Genomic DNA, 18737 nt, shown 5'->3' on the forward strand with positions numbered 1-18737 from the left:
GCCGCACCGCCCGAATACGCGGGTAGTTTTCCGCCTTTATGAAGCTGTTTAAGTCCTCGGACCTCATCCGCAAAAGCAAATACATCAGCCGCGACCTGAGCTGGTTGCGCTTCAACTACCGCGTGCTCGACCAGGCCCGCGACCCCGCCCGCTCGGTGCTCGACCGGCTGCGCTTCCTGGGCATCACGGCCTCCAACCTCGACGAGTTTTTCATGATTCGCGTGGGGTCGCTCTACAATTACCTCGATTACGGCAAGCTGCGCGTCGACTACTCCGGGCTGCGGGAACTGCCGTTCCGCCGCAAGCTGCTGGATTTTGCCCACCGCTTCGTGCACGACCAGACGCAGACCTTCAACCAGGAGCTGCGCCCGCTCTTCGCCCGCAACGGCTTCGATATCCTGGGCGTGTCGGAGCTGACGGAGGTGGAGCAGAAAAAGGCCGACGGCTACTTCAAGAACACCGTCTTCCCGCTGCTCACGCCGATGGTGTATGACTCCTACCACGGCTTCCCGCTGATGATGAACCAGCTGCTGGTATTTGGGGTGGTGACGCGCATGAACCCCGACGGGCCGGAGGAAGGGCAGGAACGCCTCACCTTCGTGCAGATTCCGGCCAACCTGGCCCGCTTCTTCGAGCTGCAGCGCAAGGACCGCGTCATCTTCGTGCCCATCGAGGAAATCGTGCGCCACAACCTGGCCAAGCTGTTCCGCAACGTGGACATCCTGTCGGCCACGCTCATGCGCATCACCCGCAACGGGGACTTCACGCTGGAAGAGTCGGACGACATCGACGTGGACTTCATCCAGGAAATCCAGCTGGGCCTCAAGACCCGCAAGCGCGGCCGGGTGGTGCGCCTGGAGGTGGAGCCCGACGCCTCCAGCCTGCTCATGCAGGTGCTCAAGGAGCGGTGGAACATCGACAACGGTAACGTCTTCGTTATCAACGGCCTCATCGACCTGAAAGGGCTGAACCAGATTGTGCGCCACCCCAGCTTCCGCGACAAGCTGCCGCGCCCCCTGGCCCCGGTGCAGCCGCTGAGCCTGCCCCCGGGCGCCGACGAGAACCTGTTTGAGTACCTGAAGCACCACGACGTGCTGCTGCACCACCCCTACAACTCGATTGACCCGGTGGTGAAGCTGCTCGAACAGGCCGCCGAAGACCCGCACGTGCTCGGTATCAAGCAGACGATTTACCGCCTGGCCGACGACTCGCGCGTGTCGGCGGCCCTGCTCAAGGCGGCTGAGAATGGCAAGCACGTGTCGGTGCTCTTCGAGGTGAAGGCCCGCTTCGACGAGGAGCGCAACATCCGGGAGGGCACCAAGCTGGAAAAGGCGGGCTGCTTTGTCATCTACGGCGTGTCGAAGTATAAGACGCACACCAAGATGGCCATGATTATCCGCAAGGAAGGTGAGAAGGTGACGCGCTACGTGCACATCGGTTCGGGCAACTACAACGAGGCCACCTCGCGCTTCTACACCGACGTGAGCCTGCTGACCACCAACGACGTGTACGGCCATGACGTGTCGGAATTCTTCAACGTGATTACCGGCCACTCGCAGCCCGACGACTACGAGTACCTGATTACGGCGCCCAAGGACATGCGCCAGCAGCTCATCCAGCTCATCCGCGACGAGGCCCGCAACGCCAAGAAGGGCCTGCCCTCGGGCATCGTGATGAAGATGAACTCCCTGGAAGACCGCGACGTCATCGACGAGTTCTACAAGGCCTCCAAGGCCGGGGTGCCCATCCGCCTCATCGTGCGCGGCATCTGCTGCCTGCGGCCGGGCCGGCCGGGGCTGAGCGAGAACATCGAGGTGCGCAGCATCGTGGGCGAGTACCTGGAGCACACGCGCCTGTTCTACTTCCACCACGCGGGGCAACCCAAGCTCTACTCCGGCTCGGCCGACGTGATGGTGCGCTCCTTCGACCGCCGCATCGAGGCGCTGTTCCTCATCGTGAACCCGCAGCTGCAGCGCGAGGCCGTCAACATCCTCTACTTCAACCTGCGCGACAACTACAACACCTACCTCATGCGCGAGGACGGGGCCTACATCAAGCGCCAGCCGGAGCCGGGCGAGCCGCTGTTCAACGTGCACAAGGAGTTCTACTACAAGAACTACGGCCTGGTGGCCGAAACCGCCCTGTTCGACGACTACCTGGCCAAAACCTCCGTGGACGTGCCCGAAGGCGAAGCCGTGTCGCCGCCCGAGGACAGCCTGATTGCCGGTGAGGAAATCGTGCTGCCCGACGAGGACGTGGAAATCAACGGCGCCGAGCCCGCCCTGGCCGTAGTTCCCGCCGAGCCCCTGGCCCCCGGCCCGATTCCGCCGGTAGTGCCCGAGGACGCGGAAAACGTGTAGTTGCGACGTTTCACTCCGCTGTCATTGCGAGCGAATCACCCGTAGGAAGGCGTAGCCAATCCTTCCGCCAGTAGCACCACCGCTACAACTGGCAGAAACCAAAAACAGCACCGCCCGAAACTGGTATCTGCAGTTTCGGGCGGTGCTGTTTTCGGTTTTGATGGGTTTTCGGTTGGTGCTAGCTGTGCCGTCGTGCCGCGAGGGGAAAGATTGGCTGCGCCTTCCTACGGGTGCTTCGCTCGCAATGACGGCCAGGGCAGCCGGCTGCCTACGCCTCCGGGTCGTTCTGAATGGCAACCTGCGGAATGCGGTGCGAGAGGTCCGTCACGGGGCGAATTTCCTCGAAGTGGTCCTCGAACAGGGCCTGCAGCATCCCGTCTTTCAGACCGATATCGGGCACGAGCATGTCCTTGGCGCCCGACCACTCCATGGCCGAGAGGTAAATCTGCCCGGCGGGCACGATGACGTCGGCGCGGTCGGGGTTGAGCATGAGCAGGTTCACGCGCTCGTCCATGCTCAGGCCGCGCAGCCGCGTGAGAATGTCGCTGATGCGCTTGCGGGGCAGGGGCTGGTCGGGCGGCAGCTGGGCCAGGGAGTAGATTTTGTTGATGTTGCCGCCGGTGCCGATGGCGCGCGTGACGTGGAAGCGGCGGGAGTTGTCCTTTACCCAGGCTTCCATCTGCTGCCAGGTGTCCTGCAGGGCCTCGCCGGGCTGCCCGTTCTGCTGCAGGCGCCGGATGGAGCCTACTTCGAAGGATTGCGAGGCAATTTTCTTGCGGTCGGAGTAGAGGTTGAACTCGGTGCTGCCGCCGCCCACGTCGATGTGCAGGTAGTGGCGCTTGTCCTCCAGCAGCTGCATAATCACGCGGTTCACATACGCCGCCTCGGCCTGTCCGTCGATGATCTGTACCCGGATGCCCAGCTCGCGCTGCATGCGGTCGGCAATGGCCTGGCCGTTATCGGCCGAGCGCATGGCGGAGGTGGAGCAGATGAGGTAGTGGGCCACGTCGTGCACCTCCATCAGCAGCTTGAGGGCGTGCATGAACTTGACGAACTTCTCCTCCTTGGCGGGCGAGATGTGGCCGGTGGCAAACACGTCTTCGCCTAGGCGCAGGGGGTAGCGCACGTACTCCACGCGCTTGAGGCGGTAGGCGCCCTCGTACTCCAGCACGGCGGAAATCTGACAACGGACGGCGTTGGAGCCGATATCAATGGCGGCCAGTTTCAGCAGCGGGTATTCCATGCGAAAGTAGGGGAGTGACGAGAGAAGTAGGGCAAAGATAAAAGGCCGGGGATTAGCCCGGCCTTTTACTTGTTCGGCATGCCGAACGGTTTGGTTGCGCGGTCGGCGCGTTATTGGTCGATGCGGAAGCCCAGGCCGAACTGAATCAGGGCGGCTTCCTCCACCGAGTGCTGCACCGATACCGACAGGGCGAAGGTTTCGTACACCGGCGCGATGTAGAAGCCCCCGCCGTAGCCGCGGTGCCAGCCGCCGTCGGCGTTGCCCTTGTAGTACACCTGGCCCTGGTCGTAGAAGCCGAACAGGCCGTAGTAGAAGGGCAGGAAAGGCGTATTGGCGTAGCCCAGGGCCAGGCGCAGCTCCGAGTTCAGATACAGGGAAGCGTCGCCGGTAAAGCGGTTACGCACGTAGCCGCGCAGGTTCTGGCGCTGGCCCAGCTGGGTGAACTTGTAGAACGGAATTTCGTCCGAGGGGCCGTAGTTCTTGCCGCCGCCGCCCTTCACGGCCAAGGTCACCGGAATGCCGAGGCGGGCCGTGGCCAGGTACTCCACGAAGGCTTCGGTGAGGCCGATGGTGCGCTGTTGCTGGTTGAGCTGGTGCCAGGTGGTATGTTCCCCGTAGAGGCGCACGCCCTTGCGCGCAAACAGCTTCCGGTCCCGGAAATCCAAATCGACCACGGCCCGGCCGCCGAGCAGGCGCTGGAAGTCGGTGTTGGGCTGCAGGTCCGAGGGGGTGGGCTGGGCCTGCAGCTGCCCGATGTAGCTGTCGGGGGCGAAGTCGCTCTGGTACTGCTCGTACACCGGCCCGATGCGCACCAGGCTCTTGCCGCGGAAGGCCCGCTCGAAGAAGGCCTCCGTCTGGTAGCCGCGGTAGCGGGCGCGGTAAAACCGGTCGTCGTACAGGTCGTCGTTCTTGCCGGTGTTGTTGCCCAGCCCGAAGAAGTTGTAGAAGGGGAAGTAGTTGCCGTAGGTGGCGCGGGCGCCAAAGTCCCACTTGCCGATGAGGTAGCGCCAGCGCACGTTGCCGGTAATCTGCCGGTTGCCGCCGGTGGTGTACTGCGCGTCGATGCCGTAGCGCACGCGGTAGTCGGGCTTGCGGAAGCCCTGCTTTACCCAGTCGAAGCCCGCGGCCAGGCCGAAGCCGTCGTTCTGGTTGTAGATGATGCTGCCGCGCGGGGCGTAGCCGTCGTACTCGAAGGCGTCGCGGTCATAGTGGTTGATGCCCAGGCGCAGGGAGCGGCGGTCGGCGGTGCCGGGCCCGGCCTTCAGCTCGGTGTTCGGCACGTCGTACACCTCGGTGCGGCCGCCGCGGGAGTCGTCGGCTACCACGTCGCCGCCTTCGCCGCCGATGATGCGCACGCGGATGCTGCCGCTGCCCTCGCCCGAAACGTTGAATACGTCCTTGCCGTCGAGGCCGTAGAGGCGGATGTCGCGGGTTTCACCCTTCACGAAAGTGCGGTCGAAGAAGGGCTGACCCTTAGCCGTGCCCTCGTCGTTTTTCTTGCTGACCTGCACGCGCACGTTGCCGTCGGGCAGGCGCTGCACGGTGAAGACCTCCGCTTTGTTCGAGCCCACCACGTCCACGTCGCGGGCCAGCATCAGGTAATACTCGTCGATGGCCTTGGGCAGCTCCTGGATGCGGCTTTTGAGCTTGCGGTTGATGTCCTGGCCCGAGAGGCCCTGAATTTCCTTGGGCAGCTGGGCCGTGGCCGAATCAATGGCGGCCGGTGTGATGCGCTGCTGCAGGTACTGGCCAATCTGCCGCCAGTCCTCGCGGCTGAGGCTCTGCAGCAGGGCGCGGTCGAGGTGGCGGGCCGGCCAGTTCAGGCTTTCCAGGTCGTTGAAGTGCGCCTGAAAGTCTTCGATGCTGGGCACGGCCCATTCGCGGTTGGCAATCCACGTCAGGGCCCCGTTCCAGAGCGTGAAGGCTTGGTCCCGGTCGCGCGGAATGGGCTGGTACACGGCGCCTTTGCCTTCCTTGAACTCGGCCCACTTCCAGTTGTCCTCGTGCTTGCCGAAGTCGGCCACCAGCATGTCGAAGGCGCGGGCCTTGCCCAGCTGCCGGGCGTCGACGCGGTTGTCGTGGTCCTTGTAGAGCTGGCGGAACATACTGAACGAGCGGCGCACGTTGTCGGCCCCGCCGAAGCCGGGCAGGTTGTCCTTCTTATCCCACGGGTCGTCCTCCAGCGTGCCCAGCAGGCCGGCATACTGCTCGCGGTAGGGTCCGAGCTGCTGGTTGTCGGGCAGCACGTACAGCTTGGGGCGGGCGTGCAGCACGTCGGTGCGGTCGAGCAGGGGCGAAATGACCAGGCCTGAGTAGGGGTTAGCCGTGGCGGTGATGTCGTGCAGAATGTCGGAGGCCACCGAGCCGCGCAGCTCCGGCGGCAGGATGCGCGTTACGTCCTTGTCCACCGAGCGGAAGGTGTACTCAGAGGAGTCGGCCGCAATCATTTTCAGCGAAGTCGTCTGCCGCCCGCCGCCGCGGCCGGTGGGGCGCAGCCCGCCCCGGGTGGTGCTCAGGTCGAGCACCGGCACGGCCACCGGCTGCGTCCACGACGAGCGGTACAGCGGCCCAATAAGTGACTTTTGCAGCCCGTGCGCCCGGTACTGCGGGCCGGGCGTTACCGTGGCGGTGGGGCCGCTGCTGGCGTCCGGCTTCGGCGTGGCCACGCCCTTGGGGGCGCTAGGGCATTCGGGAATAAAGGCGTTAGTGGGCGTCGTTTTGCTCTCGGGGAGGCAGGCCGACTGAAACAGCGTAGCCGCAAATGCCTCCTTTACCGCGTCGGCGCCCTCAAAGCGCAGGAAAGTGGTTTTTACCGTGCCGTCGGGGTAGTAGTCGAGGCGGGTGTAGCCCGCTTCCTTCGCGTTGTAGAGCGACTTGGCATTATTGGCCACCGGCTCGGAGTGGGCGAAGGAGCCGCTGACCAGGTGGTAATTGCGCTCAAACGGGGTGAGCTGCAGGCTGAAATCGTGGGCGGCGGCGTAGATGACGCCGGGGTGGTCCTTGAGGGTGCTCAGCAGCGTCTTGCGAAACTCCTGGTAGCCGGGCGAAGCCATGTCGCGCGGGGTACCCACATTCTGGCGGTAGGCCGCGTTGATGGTGCCGAAAACGGGCGGGGACAGGTGGCGCTTCAGCGGCTGAAACCCGCCGTAAGTGCCGTTGCTAAGGGCCGGCTGGTGGCCCACCAGCAGCACGTTGCGCCCCTTGGTGTCGTCGATGACGTCCTGCAGCTGCTCCCGGAACTCCTCCGTCGACATGGTTTTGCAGTCGGTATCGGGGGCTTCGGGCCGGTCGAAGGGGTGCGAAAACCAGGGCGTGTTCAGCGCCACCAGTCGCACCAGCGGGGCCACGTCCACGATTTCAGGGCCGGGGCAGCCGTTGCTGGGCAGGAAGGCGTTCTGCCCGCCCAGCTGCTGCTCAATGTACTTCTCCAGCCGCCGCACGCTCTTTTGCCCGTCGCGGCCGGAGTTGTTCCAGTCTTTGTCGCCGGGCACGAAGTAAATGCGCCCGTTGGGCAAACCTTTCACCAGCGCCAGCAGCGCATTGGCCCGGCTTTCGAGCCCGGCGCGGGTGGTATCCTGTTTGTCGGAAAGGCCCGCGTTGCCCACGATGTCGCCCAGATGCACCACGGTGAAGGGCGTGGTTTCCTGCTCCAGGGTGCGGCGCAGGGTTTTGAGGCGGGCTTCGGGCACGGGCCCGGCGGTGTTGCCCAGCAGGTACACGTGGTGGGCCGGTGGGGTGGATTGCGCCGCGGCCGGCAGAACAGCCGTCAGCAGCAGGCCCGCTGCCAGCAGCGGACGGTAGATATAGCTCATGCGGAAGGAGAATGGCAGAAGCCCGCCGGCTGCGGCACCGGCGGGATGTAAAAGCTACCTACGCGAAAAGCTCCTCCGCGGATTAACGGATATTAATCAAAATTTAATCCGCTACTGCCCGGCTTGGGCCAGCAACTCCCGCACCACCCGCGGCACGCCCACAGTAGCCGGCTCGGGCACAAACTGCACCCCGTGGCGCGACGTGCTAGGCTGGCTCGGGTCGATGACGTAGAGCGGGTGGCCGGTGGGCAGGTAGTGAAGCAGCCCGGCGGCCGGGTACACCTGCAAGGAAGTGCCCACCACCAGCATCACATCGGCCGTGGCGCACTCCTCGGCGGCGCGCTCAATCAGCGGCACGGCCTCCCCGAACCACACAATGTTGGGGCGCAGCTGGTGGCCCCGCTCGCACAGCTCACCCATCTCGATGCGGTCCTTGTCGCCGAGCGGGTACACCAGCTCCTCGTAGCGGGAGCTGCGGGCCTCGTTGAGCTTGCCGTGCAGGTGAATGACGCGGCTGGAGCCGGCCCGCTCGTGCAAATCGTCCACGTTCTGGGTGATGATAACCACCTCGTAGGCCTGCTCCAACTCCACCAGGGCGCGGTGCCCGGCGTTGGGCTGGGCCTTGTTGGCGGCACCGCGGCGCTGGTTGTAAAACTCCTGCACCAGCGCCGGGTTGCGGGCCCAGCCCTCGGGCGAGGCCACGTCTTCCACCCGGTGATTTTCCCAAAGTCCATCGGAGGCGCGGAAGGTGGCAATGCCGCTTTCGGCCGAAATGCCCGCGCCGGTGAGTACAACAATTTTTTTCATGCGGTCGGGGGCACGTCGCGACGCGCCCGGCGGATCTGGGAAGAGCTATTGGGTGGTAATGTAGAATGAAATCGGCAACTGGGAGCAGCCCCGCCGGATTCGTAGCCTGTTGGCCGGACAACGGTAACCGACCTCCCCGGCAGGCGCGTGGCGCCCCTACCAGCGTTTCAACGCATCGGCCCGAAACTCCCACTCCGGCGTCTCGAATACCCCGCCCGGCGCCGTCAGCCGAAACCAGGCGCCCAGCTGTGGCTCCGCCACGTTGCGCAGCACGTGCATGTCCTGGGCGGGCATGTAGCTCTGGGCCAGCAGGGCGTAGCGGGCGTGGGTAGCGGGGTTTTCGGCCACATCGAGCACCGTCACGGCGTGGCCCGGCGAGCCACCCAGCACGAACACGTCGCCGGGTTGGGCATCGGTCAGGGGCACCGGGCGCATTTCCCGGCTCAGCGACAGGGTGCCGGCGTAGCTGAAAATCACGTCGAGGTAGCGGCGCAGGGCGGCGTGGGTGGGCTTTTCAGCGGGGCGCGGGGTGGGCACCACGTCTTCCCCCTTCACCTGAAAGCCCCGGCCGTCAACCCAGTCGCCAAACCAGATGTCGTGGCCGCTGGTCAGGTGGAAGTGAATGGCGCGGAAGTTCTGGGTGAACTGATACTCGGCCCGCAGGCGGATGGCCGCGTCGGCGCACTGCTGCAAGTCGCGCGGGCCGGTGTCGATGTCGATAACGGCGGCGTGGACGCTCTGCGGGTTTTTCAGCCGCCCGTCGTGCAGGCGCACGGCCGTGCCTTTGGGCCGTAGCGGCAGCTGCCGCAGCCACTCCCCATACGAGCCCGGCGCCACCTGCACGCGCTGGCAGCCGGCCGGTGGCGCGAAGCGCGCCGCCAGGGCTGTCTGAGCGTTGTACAGCTGGCTGAGCCAGGCGTAGCGCGGGCTGGTTGGAGTTGGAGCGGAGGTAGTTGGCGCCGTGGCGCCGGTTGCCGCGGGCTGTAGTGGGTTGGTCAGCAGCAGGCCGCCCATGACCAGCGGATACAGAAATAGGGATGAAGCCATACTTGGGCCGATAACGAGGCGGCGCGTCTTTTCTTGTGCCTGGCGGCGGCTCAGCAGGCGTCGGGGCCGGAGTGGCCCGGCACGCGTTGGTTCAGCGTGGCCTTGTGGCGGCGCCAGTCGGGCATAAACTGGTCCATCAGGCCCCAGAAGCGGGCGTTGTGCAGCCGCTCGTGCAGATGAGTCAGCTCGTGCACCAGCACGTACTCCAGGCACTCGGCGGGCTGCTTGATGAGTTCCAGGCTCAGCCAGATGCGGCGGGCGCGGGTGTTGCAGGTGCCCCAGCGGGTGCGCATCTGCTTCACGCCCCAGGCCGCAGCGCGGGCGCCCACCACCGGCTCCCAGCGGGCCAGCAGGGCCGGAATCTGCTCTTTCAGCCGGGCGCGGTACCAGTTGCTCAGGGCCTGTTCCCGCTCGGCGGCGGTGCTGGCGGCGGGGGCGTGCAAGTCGAGGTAGCCCGGCTCCGACTGCGCCACCCGGGCCCGGCCAGTGGTCGGCAGCACGCGCAGCTGCAGCGGCTGGCCCTGGTAGTAGTGCGTCTCGCCGGGGCTGAAGGTATGCTCCGCCGGGGCCGGCAGGGCCGCAAACCGCTCCTGGTGCTTCTGAATCCAGGCCCGGCGCGACTCGATGAACTCGTGGATGTTGGCTTCGGGCAGGCGCAGCGGGGCGGCCACGCGCACCCGGCCGTGGGGCGGGTACACCGTCACCCGCAAGGTGCGGATGGACTTGCGGACCACTTCCACGGCCAGGTCGCCGATTTGTATGGTTTTGGTAATCATAGGAAAAGGCGCGGACTTCTGTTTCTCGCAGAGGTCCGCAGAGCACTGCGCTGAGGTGCGCAGGGGCGGAATCTTCGGACGCAAAAGCTGCAAGTTAAGGCCCTGCCACTATCCGATAAAAGGCCTCAGGCCGCCTTGGCCGCCGCCAGAATCTTCAGGGCGGTAGGGTAGAAGCGCGTTGTCGTGCGCTTGCCCAGCAGCTTGTCGAGAAAGGCCGTGGAGGAAGACACCCGGCCGTCGAGCAGGTGCCAGATGACGAAGGCTTCCCGGCTGGGCGTAACGTGCAGCAGCTCGTAATCCTGCTTGGGCGAGCGAAGCGGCAGGGCTAAATCAGTGGGGGCGGCGTCGGTGAGCAGCATCACGCACAGGCGCATGTTGTCCGTCAAGGTCAGCGGCGCGAACGGGTTCAGGGCCAGCAGCTGCTCAAACTCCGGCACCGTGCGCAGAAACGCGGGCACTTCGTAGCCCAGGGCCTGCCGCAGGTGCTCCTCAATGCGGCGCGTGAGGGCCGCTCGGTCCTCCGTTTCCGGGGCCTCGAAGAAGATGTTGCCGCTCTGAATGTAGCTGCGCACGTGCCGCAGGCCCAGCTCCGTGAACAAGGCCCGTAGCCGCTCCATCGTCACGCGGTGGCCGCCGACGTTGATGCCGCGCAACAAAGCAATGTAAGTCATAGCTCGAACGCCCGACGCCGCTCAGTTGCGGCCTCGAAAGCGGGCGGCAAGCTACAAAAAAGGCCCGCCGACGCAGCGGTCAGCGGGCCTTTAGCAGATAGGAGTCCGCGGCTTACTTGGTCGGCTTCTTCGGCGCGGCGGCTTTCTTGGCCGCGGGCTTCTTGGCGGCCGTACCCTCGGCTTTTTTGGTCGTCGCCTTGGCCGTTTTGGCCTTAGCCGGCGCCGCATCCGTGGCTGCGGCGGCCGTTTTCTTCGCGCCGAAGCGGCCGCGGGCGGGCTTGTCCGGCGTGGCGTCGGCCAGTTCGATGCAGCGCTGCAGGGTCAGTTCCCGGGGCTCTTCGCCCTTGGGAATCTTCACGTTCTTGCCCGCCGCCACGATGTAGGGGCCGTATTTGCCGTTGACTACCTGCACGTCGGCGCGGCCCTCGGCCTCGAAGCTCTTGATAACCTTTTCGGCCTCCTGCTTGCGCTTGGCGTTGATCAGCTCCACGGCTTCTTCGGCCGTGACGGTGTGCGGGTCCTGGCCTTTAGCCAAGGAGTAGAACTTGCCGTCGTGGCGGATGTATGGACCGAAGCGGCCCACGGCGGCGGTCATGTCGGCCTCCTCGTACTGGCCCACGATGCGCGGCAGCTTGAACAGCTCCAGCGCGTCGTCCAGGGTCAGGCTCTCGATGAACTGCCCCTTGCGCAGGTTGGCGTAGGCCGGCTTGGTTTGCCCGTCCGTTTCGCCCAGCTGCACGTAGGGCCCGAAGCGGCCCAGCTTGGCGTAGATTTTCTCGCCGGTTTCGGGGTGCAGGCCGATTTCGCGGGTGGTGCCCACGTCGGCGCGCTCCACTTCCTTGCCCCGCTCCACGGTCTCGTGGAAGGTGCCGTAGAAGCCCGAAATCATTTCCTCCCAGCTTTCCAGGCCGTCGGCAATGCGGTCAAACTCGTCCTCCACCTTGGCCGTGAACTGGAAGTCGACGATAACCGGGAAGTGCTCCACCAAGAAGTCGTTCACAACCATGGCCGTATCCGTCGGGAACAGCTTGGCTTTATCGGCGCCGTAGGTTTCGGTCTTCACCTCGGTCTTCACCGCGTCGCCATCCAGGGTCAGCACGTGGAATTTCCGCTCCTTGCCCTCGCGCGAGTCTTTTTCCACGTAGCCGCGCTTCTGAATGGTGCTGATGGTGGGGGCGTAGGTCGACGGGCGGCCGATGCCCATTTCCTCCATCTTTTTCACCAGCGAAGCCTCCGTGTAGCGGGCCGGCGGCGTGGCGTACCGCTCCGTAGCCGAGAGGCGCTGCAACGGCAGCGGCTGCCCGATGGACAGCGGCGGCAGCCCCCGCGAAAACGACGATTCGCCGTCCCCGCCGTCCTCCTCGTCCTTCGACTCGGTGTAGGCTTTCAAAAAGCCCTCGAACGTAATAACCTCGCCCGTAGCCGACAGGATGGTGCCGGGCTGGGTGCTGATGCCGATGGTAGCCGTCGTCCGCTCAATCTGCGCGTCAGCCATCTGCGAGGCCAGGGCGCGCTTGCGAATCAGGTCGTACAGGCGCTGCTCGGCCGAATCCTCGCCGGCTTTAATCAAGGAGAAGTCCGTGGGGCGAATGGCTTCGTGGGCCTCCTGGGCCGAGGCGGCTTTGGTTTTGTACTGCCGGGTGTGGGCGTACTCCGCCCCGTAGCTCCGCTCGATTTCGTGCTTGGCGCCCAGCAGGGCCTCCTGCGAGAGGTTCACCGAGTCGGTACGCATGTAGCTGATCTTGCCGGCCTCGTACAGGCGCTGAGCCACGCTCATGGTCTGCGCCACCGAGAAACCCAGCTTGCGCGAGGCCTCCTGCTGCAGCGTGGAGGTGGTGAAGGGCGGGGCGGGGGAGCGTTTGCCCGGCTTCTTCTCTAAGGTGTCGATGGTGTAGGCCGCGCCCACGCAGCGGGCCAGGAAGGCGTCGGCTTCCTCGCGGGTGGTCAGGCGGCGGGGCAGCTCGGCTTCCAGCACGGCCCCATTGCCAGCGTCGAAGCGGGCCACCACGCGGTAGGCGGAGCTGGTCTTGAACTGGCTGATTTCCCGCTCGCGCTCCACCACCAAGCGCACCGCTACCGACTGCACGCGGCCGGCCGATAGCCCGGTCTTCACCTTCTTCCAGAGCACCGGGCTTAGCTCGAAGCCCACGAGGCGGTCGAGCACGCGGCGGGCCTGCTGGGCATTCACCAAGTTCAGGTCGATTTCGCGGGGCGAGTCGATGGCGTTGAGGATGGCATTTTTGGTGATTTCGCGGAAGACGATGCGCCGGGTCTTGGCGTTGGTCAGATCCAGCGTTTCGGCCAGGTGCCAGCTGATGGCCTCACCTTCGCGGTCATCGTCACTCGCCAGCCACACGGTCTCGGCTTCCTTGGCCAGCTTCTTGAGCTGGGCAATGACCTCGCGCTTGTCGGGCGACACCACGTAGGTCGGCTTGAAGCCATTTTGGATATCAATGGCGTTGTTGTCCTTGGGCAGGTCGCGCACGTGCCCGAAGCTGGATTTAACCACGAAGTCCTTGCCCAGGTAACCTTCGATGGTTTTGGCCTTGGCGGGCGACTCCACGATGACTAGATTCTTGACCATAAAGCGGGGTGGGTATCGGTAGGCGCTAGGCGTCGGTTCAGGAAAAAAAGGAAACCAAAAAGCGCGGCGAGTCGTTGAACTTGGCCGCAAAGATGAATGAATAATCCATTGTGCGGCCCCTAACGTTCGGTAGGCTCCTAGCAACGCGCAGTTTTAGCGTCAAGTTTCGCTCCCTTGAAAGTATTGCCATTCAGCTCCCTGCCGGAGTCATATTTGACCGGCGGCCAACACAAAAGAATATATAGTAGCGCGCAAGCCGAGCCGTTTGCTACTTTTGCTCATACTGCCTGCCGTATCCGGCCGGCTTCCCCACGCCCTCACTGCGCTTCGGCGCGCCCTGCATTCCGCTCCTATGGCCACCGGTAAGAACAGCAAACCTGCTACGACGCCTACGCCCTCCGACGCCAATCTGCCCGATACGCCCAACGTCCCGGCCGCCCGCAACGGCAGCGGGGGCGCGGCCGCCCGCGTCAGCTCGGACCTGACCCGCAAACGCGGCGTGGCCCGCGGTGGCACCGCCGACACCCAGGACCCGGACTACGTCAACGAGCAGCTGAACCGCGTGCTCTACGCCCTCGACGCTTTTAAGAAGGGCGACATCTCGGTGCGCCTGACCAAGCAGAACGACGACATCTTCGCCGAAATTGCCGAAGCCTACAACTCCATGGTGGAGATGATTGGCGGGGTAGGCGGCGAGGTGTCGCGCATCTCCAAGGTGGCCGGGGTGGAGGGGAACCTGAAGGCCCGCGCCTCCGGCGAAAACGCTACCGGCTTCTGGCGCGACATGATCAACAACATCAACGGCCTGGTGGACTCCATCGCCGTGCCGGTGTTGGAAGTGGGCAAGGTACTGAAGAACATCTCGCGCGGTAACCTGGACGAGTCGTTCCAGATTCCGGTGTCGGGTGACTTCAAGGTGATGGCCGAAACCATCAACAAGACGATTGACAACCTGAACGTCTTCGCCAGCGAGGTAACCCGCGTGGCGCAGGAAGTAGGTACCGAAGGCCGCCTCGGCGGCCAGGCCTCGGTGCCCAACGTGGGGGGCGTGTGGAAGGATCTGACGGACAACGTGAACACGATGGCCTCGAACCTGACCTCGCAGATGCGCGACATTGCCAACGTGGCCACCGCCGTAGCCCGCGGCGACTTGTCGCAGAAAATCACGGTGAACGTGAAAGGCGAGCTTCTCCAGCTGAAGGAGAACATGAACCAGATGGTGGACTCGCTGAACCTGTTCGCCGGCGAAGTAACCCGCGTGGCCCAGGAAGTGGGTACCGAAGGGAAGCTCGGCGGCCAGGCCGTGGTGCCCGGCGTCGGCGGCGTGTGGAAAGAGCTGACCGATAACGTAAACTACATGGCCTCGAACCTGACCTCTCAGGTACGAGACATTGCCAACGTAGCCACCGCCGTTGCTAAAGGCGACCTGAGCCAGAAGATTACGGTTGATGTAAAGGGCGAGCTGTTGCAGCTCAAACAGAACATGAACCAGATGGTGGACTCGCTGAACCTGTTTGCCGGCGAGGTAACCCGCGTGGCCCAGGAAGTAGGTACCGAAGGGAAACTGGGCGGCCAGGCCGTGGTGCCCGGCGTCGGCGGCGTGTGGAAGGATTTGACGGACAACGTGAACACGATGGCCTCGAACCTGACCCTGCAGGTGCGCGACATTGCCAACGTAGCAACGGCCGTAGCAAAGGGCGACCTGTCGCAGAAAGTGACTGTGGATCTGAAAGGTGAGCTGCTCCAGCTGAAGCAGAACCTGAACCAGATGGTGGACTCGCTGAACCTGTTTGCCGGCGAAGTAACCCGCGTGGCCCTGGAAGTAGGTACGGAGGGTAAGCTGGGCGGCCAGGCCGTGGTGCCGGGTGTCGGGGGCGTTTGGAAAGACCTCACCGACAACGTAAACAACATGGCCTCGAACCTCACGAGCCAGGTGCGCGACATTGCCAACGTGGCTACCGCCGTAGCCCGCGGCGACTTGTCGCAGAAGATGACGGTGAACGTGAAGGGCGAAATTCTGGAGCTCAAGAACATCTTGAACCAGATGGTGGACTCCTTGAACATCTTCGGTGACGAAGTAACCCGCGTGGCCCGCGAAGTAGGTACCGAAGGGAAGCTCGGCGGCCAGGCCGTGGTGCCGCGCGTGGGTGGTACCTGGAAGGAGCTGACCGATAACGTAAATACCATGGCCTCGAACCTGACCTCTCAGGTACGAGACATTGCCAACGTAGCCACCGCCGTAGCAAAAGGTGACCTGACGCAGAAAGTAACCGTCGATGTAAAGGGCGAGCTGCTGGAGCTGAAGAACAACCTGAACCAGATGGTGGACTCGCTCAACATCTTCGCCGGCGAAGTAACCCGCGTGGCAAGGGAAGTGGGTACTGAAGGTATCCTGGGCGGCCAGGCCAACGTGCCGAACGTGGGCGGGGTATGGAAAGACCTCACCGACAACGTAAACAACATGGCCTCTAACCTGACCCTGCAGGTACGAGACATTGCCAACGTAGCCACGGCGGTAGCCCGCGGCGACTTGTCGCAGAAAATCACCGTGAACGTGAAGGGCGAGCTGCTGCAGTTGAAGGAAAACCTCAACCAGATGGTGGACTCGCTCAACACCTTCGGCGACGAAGTAACCCGCGTGGCCCGCGAAGTAGGCACCGAAGGGAAACTGGGCGGTCAGGCCAACGTGCCGAACGTGCGCGGTACCTGGAAGGAGCTGACCGACAACGTAAACACCATGGCCGCCTCGCTCACGAGCCAGGTGCGCGACATTGCCAACGTAGCCACCGCTGTAGCCCGCGGCGACCTGTCGCAGAAGGTGACGGTGGATGTAAAAGGCGAGCTGCTGGAACTGAAGAACATTCTGAACCAGATGGTGGACTCGCTGAACGTATTCGCCGGCGAGGTAACCCGTGTGGCGCAGGAAGTAGGTACCGAAGGCCGCCTCGGTGGTCAGGCCAACGTGCCGAACGTGTCGGGGGTATGGAAAGACCTCACCGACAACGTAAACCGCATGGCTGCCAACCTCACCACGCAGGTGCGCGGCATTGTGAAGGTGGTAACCGGCGTATCGCAGGGTGACCTTACCCAGAAGCTGACCCTGGAAGCCCGCGGCGAGGTGGCCGACCTGGCCGAAACCATCAACCGCATGGTGGACGACCTGAACCGCCTGGCGCAAGAAGTAAGCCGCGTGGCCCGCGTAGCCGGGGTAGAGGGCAAGCTCACCGAGCGCGCCACCGTAACCGGCGTGTCGGGCTCGTGGAAGGACATCGTGGATACGCTCAACGACCTGATCGAGTCCATTGCTTCGCCGGTACTCGAAGTGTCGCGCGTGGTGCGGGCCGTGTCGGAAGGGGATTTGACCCAGCGCGTGGAAGTGCCCACTGCCGGCGACATCTACGCCATGGCTATGGCCCTGAACGCGGCCGTGGAAAGTCTCAACGAGCTGCTCGCCGAAATCAACGACTCCTCGCTGATTGTGGGGGCTTCGTCGGAGGAAATGGCGCAGAAAGGTCTGGAAATGAGCCGCGTGACGGTGGACGTGTCCTTGGCCATGCAGCAGATGGCTGAAGGCGCCCAGAACCAGGCTATGAAGACCGACCAGGCCTTCAAGCTGATCGAGGAAATCATGACGGCGACCAAGGAAACGGCCAACAAAGCCGACGTGGTAAACAAAGCCGCCATCCTCGGGGAGCAAACCTCGCAGCTGGGTCTGAAAACCGTGGCCGAGGTGGTAAAGAACATGGAAGAAATTTCCAGCGCTTCGGCTGGTACCGCCCGCACCATCGACGTACTGTCGGTCCGCTCGCAGGACATCAGTAAGTCGCTGGGCGTGATTACCGACATTGCCGCCCAAACCAACCTGCTGGCCCTGAACGCCGCCATCGAAGCCGCCCGCGCCGGGGAAGCCGGTCGAGGTTTTGCAGTGGTAGCCGAGGAAATCCGCAAGCTGGCCGAAGGCTCCCGCAAATCCGCCAACGAAATCAACACGCTGGTGGAAGACGTGAAAAAGGATACCGCTTCGGCTGCCGCGGCTATTTCGACCATGGAAGGTCGAGTATTGAAAGGGAAGAACGCGACGTTCGAGGCCTCCTCGGCCTTTAAGAACATTGCCACTTCCTCGGGCGAGATTCTGCGCACCTCCCGCGACATTCTCACGGCTACCGAGGTACAGAAAACCTCCATCGGCGACGTGGTGAAGTACGTGGAAGAAGTGGTAGCCATTGCCGAGCAAACGGCTTCGGGTACCCAGCAGGTAGCCTCCACGGCCAAGCAGCTCAGCTCGTCGATGTCGGAGCTGACCGCGTCGAGCCAGAAGCTCACCGACATTGCCGACGACCTGCAGGTGGGCCTCTCGGCCTTCCAGCTGATGGACCACATGGCCGAGGATGCCTACTACTACGAGCCCGAGCCGACACCGGTGCGGCCCGTGCGTCGGCAGCCCGCGCCCCAGCCCGCGCAGCCTCAGGCCCCGGCCCGCCCGGTGAGCCGCATGGCCCCGCGTCAGGCCTCGGCACCGGCTGCGCCGCCCGCGGAAGCGCCGCGCCGTCAGGCCCGCCCCGTGCCCGCCCAGCGCCCGGCCTCCCCGGCCAATGCCAGCGCCGCGGCCGGTGCCCCCGCTCCGGCCCGCCCGGTGCGCAAAGCTGCGCCCACCGAGCCCACGGTACCCACGCCGGTGCCGCGCCGCGCCCCGGTACGGCGTGCGCCCGCCGGCAACGGGCCCGAGCAAACCAAGCCCGAAGCGGAAAATCCGACCTCGGAATCCGGCACGCCCCGCAAGGCGCCGGCGCCCAAACGCAAGCAGAAATAACCTCGCCCTGAACAGCCCGGCCGGGGCCTAATCCGCCCTGGCCGGGCTGCTGAGTTGCTTTTTAGCTCACTTTCCGCATGCCTGACAGCCAAGCTGCCGACAAAAAGGCTTACAAATCCGAGGTGCCCGTGCAGCTCATCGTGTTCCGCCTCGGGGAGGAAGAGTACGGTATCCGCATCGAGCAGGTGAAGGAGGTTACGCTGACCCCCGAAATTGCGCGCATGCCCAAAACGCCGCGCTTCGTGAAGGGCATTGCCAACCTGCGCGGCGACATCATTGCCATTATCGACTTGGAGGAGCGGTTCCGGCTGCGCCCGTCCAACAACGACCCGGTAACCGGCGTGACCTATACCATGGCCCTCGAGGCCAAGGACTACACCATCGGCATCATCGTGCGCGAGGTGCCCCAACCTTTGTCCATCCCCGCGTCGAGCATCGAAAAGGCCCCCGAGTTCATCCAGGACCTGAACGTGCACGACAAATACATCGAGGGCATTGCCCGGCTCGAAAACCGCATCATCATCGTGCTGGACATGCTGAAGCTGCTCACGCCCGAAGAAATCATGCAGCTCAAGCCCAAAGCCACATCTTCTGCCGCCGCCGAGCGTAGATAGCCCCGGCCATACG

The 18737-nt window shown here is 64.3% G+C and carries 10 protein-coding genes; 3 read left to right on the forward strand and 7 right to left on the reverse strand.

The features are described 5' to 3' along the window. The first annotated feature begins 38 nt into the window (after positions 1-38). Entirely contained in the window at positions 39-2360 is a 2322-nt protein-coding gene (ppk1, locus tag EJV47_RS04740) for a polyphosphate kinase 1 (protein WP_243651011.1), read from the forward strand. A 268-nt stretch (positions 2361-2628) separates the two neighbouring features. On the opposite strand, the gene EJV47_RS04745 is transcribed toward ppk1, so the two are convergent. The 7 genes from EJV47_RS04745 to topA form a co-directional block, all read right to left on the reverse strand. After that, a complete protein-coding gene (locus EJV47_RS04745) occupies positions 2629-3603 on the reverse strand; it encodes a Ppx/GppA phosphatase family protein (protein ID WP_243651012.1) in 975 nt (324 codons plus the stop codon). A gap of 110 nt (positions 3604-3713) precedes the next feature. After that, the gene (locus EJV47_RS04750) at positions 3714-7415 is read right to left on the reverse strand and encodes a hypothetical protein (RefSeq protein WP_126691989.1); all 3702 of its coding nucleotides are present in this window, start codon (positions 7413-7415) and stop codon (positions 3714-3716) included. Between the two features lie 111 nt (positions 7416-7526). Next, a complete protein-coding gene (locus EJV47_RS04755; RefSeq protein WP_126691990.1) occupies positions 7527-8222 on the reverse strand; it encodes an SIR2 family NAD-dependent protein deacylase in 696 nt (231 codons plus the stop codon). Positions 8223-8378: 156 nt separating this feature from the next. After that, complete coding sequence (locus EJV47_RS04760) at positions 8379-9269, reverse strand: DUF4846 domain-containing protein (protein ID WP_126691991.1); 891 nt, start codon at positions 9267-9269, stop codon at positions 8379-8381. Between the two features lie 50 nt (positions 9270-9319). Beyond that, a complete protein-coding gene (locus tag EJV47_RS04765) occupies positions 9320-10045 on the reverse strand; it encodes a M48 family metallopeptidase (RefSeq protein ID WP_126691992.1) in 726 nt (241 codons plus the stop codon). Positions 10046-10170: 125 nt separating this feature from the next. Next, on the reverse strand, positions 10171-10716 hold the full coding sequence (locus EJV47_RS04770) for a DUF1697 domain-containing protein (RefSeq protein ID WP_126691993.1): 546 nt from the start codon (positions 10714-10716) through the stop codon (positions 10171-10173). A 112-nt stretch (positions 10717-10828) separates the two neighbouring features. Continuing rightward, positions 10829-13300, reverse strand: a complete 2472-nt coding sequence (gene topA, locus EJV47_RS04775) for a type I DNA topoisomerase (RefSeq protein ID WP_126691994.1) — start codon at positions 13298-13300, stop codon at positions 10829-10831. 352 nt (positions 13301-13652) lie between these two features. Between topA and EJV47_RS04780 the strand changes: the two genes are divergently transcribed. Together EJV47_RS04780 and EJV47_RS04785 are read left to right on the forward strand one after the other, a co-directional pair. Further along, a complete protein-coding gene (locus EJV47_RS04780) occupies positions 13653-18110 on the forward strand; it encodes a HAMP domain-containing protein (protein ID WP_243651014.1) in 4458 nt (1485 codons plus the stop codon). Positions 18111-18187: 77 nt separating this feature from the next. After that, a complete protein-coding gene (locus EJV47_RS04785; RefSeq protein ID WP_126691995.1) occupies positions 18188-18724 on the forward strand; it encodes a chemotaxis protein CheW in 537 nt (178 codons plus the stop codon). The last annotated feature ends 13 nt before the right edge of the window (positions 18725-18737 follow it).

Source organism: Hymenobacter gummosus (assembly GCF_003970915.1).
Classification (GTDB): domain Bacteria; phylum Bacteroidota; class Bacteroidia; order Cytophagales; family Hymenobacteraceae; genus Solirubrum; species Solirubrum gummosum.

Excerpts from the sequence above, each read along its gene's own strand:
- ppk1 (WP_243651011.1), top strand. The coding sequence starts at position 39 with ATGAAGCTGTTTAAGTCCTCGGACCTCATCCGCAAAAGCAAATACATC.
- EJV47_RS04745 (WP_243651012.1), bottom strand. The coding sequence starts at position 3,603 with ATGGAATACCCGCTGCTGAAACTGGCCGCCATTGATATCGGCTCCAAC.
- EJV47_RS04750 (WP_126691989.1), bottom strand. The coding sequence starts at position 7,415 with ATGAGCTATATCTACCGTCCGCTGCTGGCAGCGGGCCTGCTGCTGACG.
- EJV47_RS04755 (WP_126691990.1), bottom strand. The coding sequence starts at position 8,222 with ATGAAAAAAATTGTTGTACTCACCGGCGCGGGCATTTCGGCCGAAAGC.
- EJV47_RS04760 (WP_126691991.1), bottom strand. The coding sequence starts at position 9,269 with ATGGCTTCATCCCTATTTCTGTATCCGCTGGTCATGGGCGGCCTGCTG.
- EJV47_RS04765 (WP_126691992.1), bottom strand. The coding sequence starts at position 10,045 with ATGATTACCAAAACCATACAAATCGGCGACCTGGCCGTGGAAGTGGTC.
- EJV47_RS04770 (WP_126691993.1), bottom strand. The coding sequence starts at position 10,716 with ATGACTTACATTGCTTTGTTGCGCGGCATCAACGTCGGCGGCCACCGC.
- topA (WP_126691994.1), bottom strand. The coding sequence starts at position 13,300 with ATGGTCAAGAATCTAGTCATCGTGGAGTCGCCCGCCAAGGCCAAAACC.
- EJV47_RS04780 (WP_243651014.1), top strand. The coding sequence starts at position 13,653 with ATGGCCACCGGTAAGAACAGCAAACCTGCTACGACGCCTACGCCCTCC.
- EJV47_RS04785 (WP_126691995.1), top strand. The coding sequence starts at position 18,188 with ATGCCTGACAGCCAAGCTGCCGACAAAAAGGCTTACAAATCCGAGGTG.